Annotated in this window: 12 protein-coding genes; 3 read left to right on the forward strand and 9 right to left on the reverse strand. The window is 38.8% G+C overall.

Annotated features, from left to right (window positions below; all coding sequences use genetic code 11):
• Nucleotides 1–135: 135 nt before the first annotated feature.
• The 3 genes from fabI to FF105_RS09945 all read left to right on the forward strand — a co-directional run bounded on the left by fabI (nucleotide 136) and on the right by FF105_RS09945 (nucleotide 2,492).
• Nucleotides 136–891 carry an enoyl-ACP reductase FabI gene (gene fabI / locus FF105_RS09935; protein WP_290046773.1) on the forward strand — a complete coding sequence of 252 codons (756 nt, stop codon included), beginning with the start codon at nucleotides 136–138 and terminating at the stop codon, nucleotides 889–891.
• Between the two features lie 56 nt (nucleotides 892–947).
• The gene (locus FF105_RS09940) at nucleotides 948–1,106 is read left to right on the forward strand and encodes a hypothetical protein (RefSeq protein WP_010295702.1); all 159 of its coding nucleotides are present in this window, start codon (nucleotides 948–950) and stop codon (nucleotides 1,104–1,106) included.
• 126 nt (nucleotides 1,107–1,232) lie between these two features.
• Nucleotides 1,233–2,492 carry an IS30 family transposase gene (locus FF105_RS09945; protein ID WP_290046774.1) on the forward strand — a complete coding sequence of 420 codons (1,260 nt, stop codon included), beginning with the start codon at nucleotides 1,233–1,235 and terminating at the stop codon, nucleotides 2,490–2,492.
• Between the two features lie 642 nt (nucleotides 2,493–3,134).
• Here the strand turns inward: FF105_RS09945 and FF105_RS09950 are convergent.
• The 9 genes from FF105_RS09950 to FF105_RS09990 form a co-directional block, all read right to left on the reverse strand.
• Nucleotides 3,135–4,160 (reverse strand): IS30 family transposase, encoded by a 1,026-nt coding sequence (locus FF105_RS09950; protein ID WP_290046775.1) that lies wholly within the window; start codon nucleotides 4,158–4,160, stop codon nucleotides 3,135–3,137.
• A gap of 723 nt (nucleotides 4,161–4,883) precedes the next feature.
• Nucleotides 4,884–6,506, reverse strand: coding sequence for an SspB-related isopeptide-forming adhesin (locus FF105_RS09955; RefSeq protein WP_290046776.1), 1,623 nt, complete (start codon nucleotides 6,504–6,506; stop codon nucleotides 4,884–4,886).
• A 10-nt stretch (nucleotides 6,507–6,516) separates the two neighbouring features.
• Nucleotides 6,517–8,646, reverse strand: coding sequence for a hypothetical protein (locus tag FF105_RS09960; protein WP_290046778.1), 2,130 nt, complete (start codon nucleotides 8,644–8,646; stop codon nucleotides 6,517–6,519).
• A gap of 15 nt (nucleotides 8,647–8,661) precedes the next feature.
• Nucleotides 8,662–9,051, reverse strand: coding sequence for a hypothetical protein (locus FF105_RS09965; RefSeq protein WP_013102158.1), 390 nt, complete (start codon nucleotides 9,049–9,051; stop codon nucleotides 8,662–8,664).
• A 293-nt stretch (nucleotides 9,052–9,344) separates the two neighbouring features.
• Complete coding sequence (locus FF105_RS09970) at nucleotides 9,345–9,941, reverse strand: hypothetical protein (RefSeq protein WP_290046781.1); 597 nt, start codon at nucleotides 9,939–9,941, stop codon at nucleotides 9,345–9,347.
• A 2-nt stretch (nucleotides 9,942–9,943) separates the two neighbouring features.
• Entirely contained in the window at nucleotides 9,944–10,501 is a 558-nt protein-coding gene (locus FF105_RS09975; protein ID WP_290046782.1) for a hypothetical protein, read from the reverse strand.
• A gap of 2 nt (nucleotides 10,502–10,503) precedes the next feature.
• The gene (locus tag FF105_RS09980; protein WP_290046783.1) at nucleotides 10,504–10,929 is read right to left on the reverse strand and encodes a thioredoxin family protein; all 426 of its coding nucleotides are present in this window, start codon (nucleotides 10,927–10,929) and stop codon (nucleotides 10,504–10,506) included.
• Nucleotides 10,930–10,941: 12 nt separating this feature from the next.
• Nucleotides 10,942–12,192 carry a phage tail tip lysozyme gene (locus FF105_RS09985; RefSeq protein ID WP_290046784.1) on the reverse strand — a complete coding sequence of 417 codons (1,251 nt, stop codon included), beginning with the start codon at nucleotides 12,190–12,192 and terminating at the stop codon, nucleotides 10,942–10,944.
• A gap of 3 nt (nucleotides 12,193–12,195) precedes the next feature.
• Nucleotides 12,196–12,390: a hypothetical protein gene (locus tag FF105_RS09990; protein ID WP_105302117.1), complete on the reverse strand. Its 195-nt coding sequence runs from the start codon at nucleotides 12,388–12,390 to the stop codon at nucleotides 12,196–12,198.

Consider the following 12,390-nt stretch of genomic DNA (forward strand, 5'->3'; position numbering starts at 1 on the left):
GCTCAGAAGTCAATAAGTTGGACTATTTAGATTAGAATATTTTTTATAACCTATTCTTAAAACTTGACAATTCATTTTAAATGATGGATAGTCTATAATTATACTTGAAAAATCTCGTAAAGGAAGAAAATGGTAATGGGAATTTTAGACAACAAGAAAATAATTGTTATGGGTGTGGCAAATAAAAGTAGTCTTGCATTTGGTTGTATGCAAGCTATTCAAAATCAGGGTGGACAGGTCATTTTAACTTATCAAAATGATCGTATGAAACGTAGTTTAGATCGATTTGTAGATGAGTCTGTATTGAAAGTAGAATGTGATGTTTCTACTCCGGAAAATATACAAATCGCATTTGAAAAAATTTATCAAACGGTAGGGAAAGTAGACGGAATTGTACATGCAATTGCCTACGCTGAAAAAAATGATTTAGCTAATAAATTAACTGATTCAACACTAGAAAGTTTTTCAACTGCTCAAAATATTAGTGTATATTCCTTAATTGCGACCGCAAAGTATGGTTATGATATTATGAACGAAAATGGATCGATTGTAACACTTTCGTACATGGGATCTGAAAGAGCTATTCCAAACTATAACATGATGGGGGTAGCTAAAGCTGGGCTAGAATCAGCTGTTCGCTATTTAGCACGTGATTTGACTGATAAAAAAATTCGAGTTAATGCCATTTCTGCAGGTGCAATTAAAACCCTAGCTGTTACTGGTGTTAAAGATCACAGTAGTTTAATTCAAATGTCAGATGAACGTTCTGTTGATGGAGTAGGTGTCACGATTGATGAGGTTGGCAACACGGCTAGTTTTTTGTTAAGTCCAATCGCAAGTGGTGTCGTTGGAGATATAATATACGTCGACAAGGGTACTCATCTTATGTAATTGTAATGAGTGGTAATAGGGTTAGTTAAAAAGACGCAAAGCATATTTTTAGTGCAATGCGTCTTTTACTATATAATCATGTTCAATATAAGTTTGTAAAAAACAATATATTACCAGAACTTGAACGTATGCGTTTAGACACACGCGGGTTCACTGAATATTATGAAGAACTAGCAGATGTTAATAATTTGCTTGATGATTTCAATTTTTTATAATTAGTCAGCTATTATGTGAAAAGGTTTACATTTTTAAATGCCCATTTAACAACTCACGCGCATAGATAAAGTATGCTAATATTATCTTATTCACATAACTAATTATAGGAGTAAGAATTAAAATATATGACCAAAAAAAAACCAACAGACCAGATAAAATATCCACGTATTCATGAAAATGATAGACATTTGATTGAACACATGTGGAATGATGAAAAACTAACGCAGTCTGAAATTGCTAGAAAACTTAATCGCTCGCAGTCGGCTATTTCTAGAGAATTAAAACAAGGCAATATCTTTGATTTTAGTAATTTAAGTAAACGTCAATTGTATAATCTTGAAATTCATTCACGTATCAAGTATTCTGCCTTACGTGGTCAATTTATCGCCACTCAAAGAAGTGTGAGACGTGGTAATGGTTCAAAATTATTGACAGATGAATTAAAAGAGCTGATTGAGCATTGGGTCAATGTTGAACATTGGACACCCGAACAAATCGCTGAAGCGCATGTATCAGATATTGAAGTCTCGGCATCAACGATTAGAAATTGGGCGAGACAGGGTAAAATCTATTTGCGCCCTTATTACCGAAAACGAGCCAACAATACAGATACAGAAAAAGTTAAAATTAAAACGCAGTATCAAAAACAGCGTGAGATTGACAGACTGCGCACTAAACTAAAGTCACAAGGTATTCTAGTTCGTCATTCAATCTATGAACGACCACCAAAGATAAATACACGAAGACAATTTGGTCATTGGGAAATTGACTTAGTTCTGCCAGCAAAGGGTAAGAATGGCGAAATTAACGATAAAACCGCTATTTTGACATTGGTAGAACGAAAAACACGATTTTATGTACTGGTTAAGATTGATAGTAAACAGTCATTTGATGTCATTAAAGGTTTTAGATACTTCTATAAAAATTATGGCAAATGGGTACGAACAATCACAGCCGATAATGGTATTGAGTTCATGTCATGGGACTTCTTAGAATTTGTACAACAAGAATACAAGACCAAAATATACTACGCAACACCCTCCTCACCACAGGAAAGGGGGACAAACGAATATAAGAACCGTGAGCTACGTGTCTTTATCCCGAAGAAAACAACCTTTAGAACCATCAAGCAAAAAGATTTAGAAGTGATCGCTGATAAAATCAACCGTAAGCCGATGCGTATTGCACTGCAAGGCTCAACGCCTTATGAGCGTTTTAATAAAGAATATCGTAGTATGGAACGCTATAAAGAACGATACATCAAGCAGAAAATCAAGAAATATGAGCAGAAGTTAGCCGAAGAAATCAATGCCTTAAAAGATGTTAATTTGACAGATATAGATGATGATAAAGATGTCAAGGTTAATATTGATGATATAAGTTAAGAAACGCTTAAAAGTTAAATAGGCTCACACAAAGACTAGTGATTAGTCTTTTTTTGTGTCATAATAACGACATACAAATCGGAATGACTATGTGAAATAGCGCTAAAAGCCACTGTTTATGGCATGTTCTAGCATTGGAAAATTTCATGTAAGAAGTGTATATTTTCTGAATAGCTATACGCTAAATTCATTTCATTTACATAACAAATTACAGAATATGACAGACATTTTAACAAACCTTTACAGATAGAGAAAACCTATTGCAATCTGCCCTTGATATCCAACTTTCGATAATATATATTATGTTAACTAAAAAACATCTTGAATTTGTCAACCCCTAAAGTAACAAATAAACTAAAAAAATTGAATTTAATTACGCTAATCCGTTGTCGCTGTTGTGATAGCGGATTTCTTTACAATCTCATTACAGAGACTGTTTTAGTGCCATTTGTCGTTTTGCCATTCTAAAGCTGACCAATAATAATTTATTGTTGTTTTTGGTCCTCAATTTAGACTGCTTCAACAGTTATTTAAGCACTTAATTCGTCTTTATCTGGTTATTATTATACGCAAAAATGCAGCCCAAAGCTATTGACTTTGAACTGTCTTAACAATTAGCGATTTTTTAGCATCTATTGATGATTAAGCTGCCATGATTCGCTTAGTAAAGACTTTTTCAGGTGTTTTGAACCTGAGTACGTTTCTAGGACGCTCATTGATGTCCTGAATGGCGTTTTGAAGCTTACGTTGCGTGATTTTAGTAAAGTCATAGCCCGCAGGAAATACACGCCTTAATTCACGATTCATGCGTTCGTTTGTACCACGTTGACCTGGTGATTGTGGATCAGCGTAATATAACTTTTTACCGTACGTATTTTCAATGCTGTAAATAAATAAACTACTGGTGAATTCTGAGCCACGATCACATGTGATACTGTCACAAACGTTCTCAAACCTTGACATAAAGGTATCTATGGCTGTTTTGACATCTTCTGAATTCCTACTTTTTGCTTTGACACCAACCATAAAGCGTGTTTTACGTTCCACAAAAGTGATCACAAAAGACTGGGAGTCTTGCGGACTCATCACCCCATCAATTTCCCAATGACCAAATGTTGAGCGATTATTGATGACTTCTGGACGGTTGTGTATTGAACGTGTTTCAATCATCATCCGTTTATGTTCTGGATTAACTGGTTTTGCCCTAAGATGCCTGCGCCTTTTGCCTTTAAGCGGTAAATCATTTATGGTTGCACTCAGGTTGCGGTTAAGTATCCAGTTATAGATTGTCCTTGTGCAGACACCAATTCGTGGCACACCATGTGCAATTTGTTCTGGTGACCAATGTTTCTTTTTGAGATAATAATCAATCTTTTCACGTTTTTTAGGCGTAATTTTTGGCTGTGAATGGTGTCCTTTTGATTGATAATACTCAGCCCGTCTTGTTGCTTGCACAGGTTCGTATGTATGGCGCAATATTTTCTTTTTGCCACGCCAAGTCATGACACGGGCATTACGCTGCAATTCATGTGTAATGGTAGCTCGAGGACGGTTTAGTTTTCGAGCAATTTCCGCATTGGTTTTACCCGCGTCAATCATATTTTTGATCGTGATACGCTCACTAAAATCTAAACGTGCGTATTTGGATTTGGGATTTTTTTTAGTCATGTGGCAATTATTCCTTCTCTCAATAAGACTATAAAATTGACATTCGGTCAATAGTTAAAATGTTAAGAAAAACAAAAGTGAACAACTGCGCAAATATTGTTATAGCAAGGTTTTAAGATGTATATAATGTATATATGTTCGTGTATATAACATCACTATAATGGCTAACATAATGGTGTATATATACACATATATACTTACGTATATAGTGGCTAGTATATACGTGAATATATTTATATTATACGTACGTGTATATTAGCCGTTAGACTGATATTGACATTGATAATAGACTAGATTTTAAATCAAAACATGGGTTTATTTTCTCATAATATTGAGTTAATTAATTTACCCAATAGCAGTCAATTTTCTATGTCCATCCAACTTGACAAGTGCAATTGTTTATAATCGCACACAAAAAAACCATCAGTGGATGGCTTTATTTGCGCAGTAAATCAGGTGTGATTGACTCACTGTTTAACTTAGGAAAAATGTTCTGAAAAGCCATGCAACAACAGTATTTATATGAAGTGAGATATGATAATTTCTTGCAAGTTAATTGTGATAATTCTGAAAGCAAACTACTGATATTGCATGTCAAGACCTCTTCTGAACCTCTTAAATATACCACTTTGTGAAGAACAAAACAAGCTATATTGTTCATTATTTTATCGCTTGATAAGGACAAAACAAAAAAACAATGCCCTAAGGCACTGTTAACCATTGTTATTTGTGGAACCACTTCTTGATTGGCTTGCGGAATCCAAAGGCGGCTCCTGCTAATGCAATCGCTGCAATCGCACCATATAACCAACCCTTTGGCGCTTCACCATAGCTTGTGTTTGGTGTATCAGGTGTATCAGGTTTTGGCGCATCGGGCGTGATTGGATTCTTCACTGTTTCCGTATCGAAATCCTGACCAAAGTCGTTTTGAACCGCGGTGTTTGTTACCGTACCTGAGGCATCCTTTTTGACAACTGGATTAAATGTGATTGTCAATTCATGACCAGCATGATTTTTCAAAAAGTCTTGAACGTTCTTTGCCTTCAAAGTCCATTTACCGTTCTTAATATCCCAATCATGTTGGAGTTCATCCATCACTGACTTTTGTGTTTTAGCATCAATGACAGTGAAATCTTTTTTAGTTTGATCAGTAATATCTAGCTTAGTCTCATCATAATCATCCATGAATGACAAGCCCTTAGCTAAGGTATCTTTGTCCACGTCAATGGCTTCAAGTCCCTTCAAATCCCACGTCAACTTGTAATGCAACGTTTGACCTGGCTTAACATTTTGACCATTGTTGTCCTTACCACTATCATCTGTTTCTGATTTGTGTGGCTCTGGCGTTGTGTAAAGCTCACTAAGCTTATAAGTTGCTTTTTTAGGTGTCGGCTTTACAGGTGGAATTGGCGCCGTATTGAAAGGCATGGTCGTTGATGATGTCCACCAGGTAGCACCATTAGTATCGTAAGCCTGTGAATCAGTTCGAGCAGACATTGTAATCGTGCTTGTTCCCGCCTTTAGCTTATAAACCGCTGTACCGTACCACCGTTTATCAGATGTACCAGTGTCCCAAGTATGCTCGGGTAAGTAGTCATTACCATTTCCAAATGGCGTTTGAAAGACACTACCATCTTTGTTGAACCAGCTATTCATATCTGCATAGTCCCAACCATCTGACTGCGCTTTGATTGTGCCACCGTTGATTGAAATTAATGAGGCATCAGCCATTTTACTTTTCTCAACGTGTTTTGAATTACCTAAACCATTCCCACTGTTAGACTGATAACCAGCATTCAGTGAACCAACACTGATATAGGCGTTATAATCACCCATATTGTGCGCAAATATTGGCACTAAGCCAGTGCCAAACTTTAGATTGGGCGCATTCATACCCGCACCAATGGCTAAGACGTGGTTACTTGTACCTTCATAGATTGGCTCACTAATGCTAAAACTAGGCACAGCCACATGACCACGTAGAATTTCAGCTTGATTGCTTTGCGCTAGCTTTAGCATATCTTCTTTGCTAGACAAGCCGCCAGTGCCTGAGTAATCGGGTTTAACACTTTTTTGTGCCGCCACTTGTTTGACTTGACTGGCTTTGACAATGGGTTGCTTTTTGGCTTTCGTAACCGCCTTGTGACTAGCTTTTTGGACACTTTGAGCGGTTTGCCACTGGGTATGGTTACCATAAATTACGGCACCCGTGACGATTAAGATGCCAATCAAAGCTAATAACAGTGTTTTTAGAATTGGATGGTGCCTTTTCAAACGATAGAAATTTGGACGTCTAGGTTGCGCTGTCGTTCGACGGCGCTTGACTTGTTCAATGTTGATTGCCATAGTTCACCGCCTAATTGTCAAATGGTACAACATAATCGTAGCCATCATGATGCACTGTAATGGTTTTGTCTTGTACCGAAACGACTTTAGCTGTGACTGTTTGACCATTGATTGTGGCATCAACGTCTTCACCGACATGGTAACGGTCAGCTAACGTAGAAGAACTGTTAGCTTGTGAGCTAGATGAGCTTGATTGACTACTTGAAGCACTAACCTTTGAAGAAGAATCAGCCTCAGATGATTCAGGTGCTAAGGTTACGGTTGCGTTGCCTTCGTTGTGACTACTCGCAGAGACTGCTTTTGATGATTGTGTGGCGCTATCTGTTTTGTGTTGGGCCATTGCATAACCACCAAAGCCCGCACCACCAATAGCCAGAACAGCCAAGACACCAATCGCCGCTGATTGCCAAGCACTTGTTTTCTTTTGTTCAACTTGAGGCTGCTTCATTTGCGCTGCTAACAAAGTCATCAATTGTTGGTTAGTTTCATCATGTGATGTTGCTTTTGGTGCATTTTGAAGCATTTCAAGCTGTTGGCGTAGTTGTGATACTTCATCATGATTGACAGCATCTTTACCTTTTAATTGTTGCTCGAGGTTTAGATTAGTTTGCTTCAAAATTTGGACTTGTTGCTCAAGTTCACTGAGGTTACCAGCATGCGTTTTAGCACTTTCTAACTCAGTGGCACTGATCATTGCTTGTTCATGCTCTGATTGATATTGTGCCCGCTTGTGACTGATGTCTTCTTCCAGCTTTTGATGCATATCCAGCAGGGATTGTGTGTTTTGAGCTAATAACTCATCACGCAAAGCTTTAAGACTAGTTAGCATCTCTGTTTGCGCTTGTGACGTCACTTCTGAGACCTGATCATCTACTGTGGCTTGAAGATTACTTTGCAAGTCTTTAGAACGTTCTATAAACCAGTTATCCAGCTCTTGATTAACAGATACTTTCAAAGCCTCTAAGTCGCTTACAAAGTCACTCTTGAGCGTTCTGAGTGTATTATCATGACGCGCATTCTCATCTTCCACAGCCGTGCGATAACCTGCCTCACGAGCTTGGTGAGCTTGTGCATAGCGGGTTTCAAATTCATTAGCCCGTTCTTCTTTCATTTGGGCGTCAACTGTCTCAGATACATCAGTTTCACGCAATTGCGCCACTGCGGCTTTAGTCTTTGCTTGTTGTTGTGTCAACAGGTCAGCCATTGCCTTGCGAATTTTTTGCGTGTAAATATTGCTGGTGTCGTTCAGAAAGTCGTTTGCTTTGGCTTTGTCAGCGTTCAAACGACTAACCACATAATCTGGGTGTTCCGCAGGTAAGTCAGGTTGGACATCACTCATCTCAAAAGCGTTTGGTGCCAGGTTGACACGATCAATTAACTTTTGTGTGGGATCACTTTCAGTCATGACAGCCTCTGCGTGGTCTTGAGTCGGAACAACAGCTTGAACAATTGGCTTCACTGTTCCAGCAGTGGAAGGTTGCTTTGGCTGTTCAACTAGCTTAGGAATATCAGGTACAGTCTTTACGACCTTTTCCTGTGATTGGTCACTAGTTTCATTTTCAACAGCTTGAACCACTGGTGGCTTGACTTCAATCGTTGTGCGTTGGAACTTATTAGGCTCAACTGTTATGACTTCACCAGTTTCACGCGCTTGTCTAAACTGTTCCTCAGAAGGTAAGTCTGGCAAGTCATCTGATGACAGACTACCATCTGCAATGACTGCATCCATTAAAGGCTGTAAGGCTTCAACGATAATGTCATAGGTCATATCTTCATCTTGACGAATTTCTGTGTCGTTAAAAATATGATCAGCGGTACTAACTACAATGTTTTCAAACCCTGCTGTTAGAGTCGCCCTTTCCCAACTTAATCCTGTTGGCTCAGCACGACCTTTTTCGTTAGTTATAAAGTAGACGACATTGCCTAAACGAACATCATGATCACCTGCACGCACCACATCATTGACTAAACCCGCAGCGAATTGTTGTAGTCCAGCCAGTGATACATTTGGCCAGCTTTCACTCACACCACTTTTTTCGGCCAAATCTTGAATTACCTCATCATTGAGATCAATCTCGGATTGTTCAACGCGGGCAAAAAATGGATCACCGATACTAGTTTGTTTTTTCTTTCCAAACATATCTTATTCCCCCGTTTAGAATGGCCAGTTGATGACGTTTCCGCCACCAGCAGTTGTAGCTGTTTGCCAAATCCATGTCAACAATAGGCCAGTTAAGGCACCACCACCAATACCGAACATGGCGTGCATAAGCTTACTGTTACTCTTTTGTGCCATCTGTTCATTACCAGTTGCACGCATGATGAAACCAATCAATAAGCAAATAGCGCCAACAACGATCAACACAATATAAAGAATTGTGATGACCTTTGAACCACTTGTTTTGGCAGCATCACCAATGTCCGCTGAGGCAACAGTCGGTAGCCACATTGGTAATGAAGCAACCAATCCCGCTAATGTTTGTTGTAAGCGTGAAATCGGACGACGCTCCCATAGAAACTTGTTATGTGCATTTGACTTTTTCATTCAAAAAGTCCTCCTTTTTCTTTGTTGTGTTATCAACACACGCACAGAATAACAAGAATCAAAAAAATGTCATAAAGGTAAATGGTTTTTCCTGGAGCGAAAAAAAAAGCCCATCCAATTGGATGAGCATTGAGAACAACATCATTAAAGTCATAATGATTATAAAATAAAAAACCCGATGTGCTGTATCTACTTTGGCGAGCTGATACACATCGAGCTAAAAATAAATTTTAATTTGTAAATACAGTATATCAAATTGACTTAAAAATACAAATCAGATTATTTATATTTACTCATAACACACTGCTGTCACTTTGTAATTGATAAGTTCCGATGCGATCTAGTTGTGTCACAAGATTTGTTTTAGGATTGTAGGTGACATTATAGACAAAACGTGTGGTGGCATCTGCCGAGTCCTTGAGATGGCTTTTAACAAAAACAATTACCTTCCCCTTCACTTCTGTGGCACTTGATGAAGTGGGTAAGAAATCCATGTGATCATAAGTCATTACAACACCTGTCTGTGTAATCATTTTATCGGGATCAGCCTTGAAATCTAAACTATTTTTGACGACATCCTGAGTGACATAAGGTGTCATCTGTTTGGCTTTGGCATCAAATTCCTTTTGCGAGGCAATTGTCCAATCTAGGGTAAACAGTTTATCAAGCAAGTTTGAGGCAGCCGACACATTAGGTTGCTTTGAATCTAGTACCGTACCGACCTTTGATTTCTTGTTGATGAGTTTGCTTTGTTGTACCGCAAGTTCATTTGAGGCACTTTGATGCGTTTTAACTGCGACTTGAGTAGCTAACCAAAAGCCAAGTCCTGCAACCATCATCAACACTGGAATAGCCCACAATAAGGCTATTTTTTTATTAACTTTTGACATGGTCATTTCCTTCCTGAGGTATCTTTTACAGCACCAGTTTGTAGCTCAGTGATTTTGCCATTTTCAATGTGCATCAATAGTGTTGTACTGGTTTCTTCTTTGCCTAATTTATATTTAACCGTTCCAAATCCTAGACCTGAACCATCGGCTGATTTGGAATAGACAATATCATTACTTTCTAAATGAAAAGTTGGCACTCCTTCATCCACATCACCGCCAAACGTTGCCCCTAGAAAAGCTGACACCACTTTATCAGTCGCTACGCTGCTTTTAGCATCTGATTTATTTAACTTTGGTAGGATGGCAAACATTTCTTTGAGGAAAGTATTGCCAATTTTTTGAATGTTTTGGGTATCTCGAATATCAGCGGTTTCAACTTTATTGAGTTGTTTGGCTTGCACACTGTATTGGCTTGTTTTAGCTTTTGTTGACTTGATTTCTTGATGCACGATATTAACACTCTTGACCGTGCGTTGATAGCTAAGTCCTTGCTGGACTAAAAACAGGCAAGCAAGCGTTAACACAAACGCGTAAACCCATTTTAAATTGAACTTTGTCATGGTTATTCTCCTGCAACCACTTTGGCAATGGTTTTGTTGTTGGTTGAACTGGTACTGTCAATCACTTGATTACCTTTTAAGGCAATCACTGTTGGCACTTGTGTCACACCATACTTGGCTAAGTAAGTTTGTGCATCAGATTTTTTAACATTGACGACAACATAATCAATGTAGTTTTGATGCGCCTTGATGCCCTTTTTAATCGTGCTACGCGCTTGCTTACAGTCAGGGCAACCAGGCTTATGAAAGATTAACACCGTTTTTTGCTTGCTTTTGCTGTCTAGTTGGTCAATTTTGTCTGCGAAGTTCTTGGTATCTGGATAACCATTCACCTCTGTGTTGTAGTAATAAGTTCCACCAATTGCAGTCAATATCGCAATGACGGCTAAAGAAAACACTGCAATACCCCATTTCTTTAAATTATTCATATTTGAATACTCCTATTTATCTGTTTTGCCTGTACTAGAATCAAATGGCCCGCTAGGAATAACGACGTTAGTGCCTGCCTTTGAAGGTAACTTGAGATAGAGTCCAGGTGATTTCAGTCCTTTACTTTCGGGCGCCCAGTTGTATTGATCTTTGGTTTGAACAGCGAAGTGAACGTGAATACCTGTTGCTTCACCAGTTTGCCCTTCGTGACTGATGTGTTGACCAGCAGAGACTTTATCACCTGTATTGACGACAATGGCTGACTGTGTAGGCGCATGACCATAATAAGTGAACACACCATCAGTGCCTTTAATGACAACCCAATTACCACCCACACTATCAAAACTTTTAGCTACAACCACACCATCATGGACGGCATAGACATTACTTTCACCACCAGTCATGGTGTGGTTGACAGTTTGAAAATCAACACCATAATGTTCTGCACCTGTTAGCCCTGCATAGTTTGGATAGCCACCCGTAATATTGTATTTACCTTTAACCGGTAAACCATCGGTATTGGTATCCAACCCAGTGTCACAGGAGGCATCAGACATAGCACTTGAATGGGCATCGCTTGAGGTGTCACTTGAACCAGAGTCATTATTGCCACTGTCAAAGACATTAATATCGCCTGCATAGTCTAGTTTGAAAACCTTTTTGACTTCTTCGGCAGTTTTTGTGGTGTCGGCGACTTTTCGTTGTGGATCATTTTCTCCGACCCCTTCAAACTTTGTATCCCAAGCTACCATTGAACTGTTAATGTTGTTAGCGGCCGCTAAGCCAATTAGAGTTGCTTTATGACTACTATGCAATTCATTGATTGCCAGTTGAACTTGTGCTTGCACTGTATCAGCTGTGTCACCATAGCGATTTCCGTTAATACCTTCAGCACCCCACTTCCAAATGCCTTTTACTGATCCAGCAGGATTGACGGCTTTCGGATTAAAGCCACTTTCTCTAAGACCAATTGCAATCGCAGCAGCGATATTGTCTCCTGACATTTTAATTTCTTTATGAAAGCGATCAATTGCATGTTGCATGGCTTTGTGCGTTGCTGAGTTGGGATCTTTCCAATCGCCACCGATTGAAGTGCCACCATCATCAATTGTTGTATCATCATTCCAACAATTGGCATTCTGTGTTGAAAAGACCATGACACACATTAAGGCAATAACTGATATTGACAGAATAGCGGTAGTAATGATGCCGATGATGACATACAAACGGCGTTTTTTCTCTTGCATCCAACGTTCTAACATGGTTTAACCTCCGATTAAAAGGCTGAGGCCTTTGAGAATAAAAACAAAAACAAAACCACCAATGACATACCAAATAATTTTATTATCCACTGGTTGAGGCTTTTGACCTTTGTCGTAGTTTTCAACAATTTGTTGCGCCTCTTGTTTCATTTTTTCGCGGTTATCACACGCCTTCTTTAATGGATGTGGCAATTTCAT

The sequence above is a fragment of the Leuconostoc sp. UCMA20149 genome (assembly GCF_030400235.1).
Classification (GTDB): domain Bacteria; phylum Bacillota; class Bacilli; order Lactobacillales; family Lactobacillaceae; genus Leuconostoc; species Leuconostoc pseudomesenteroides.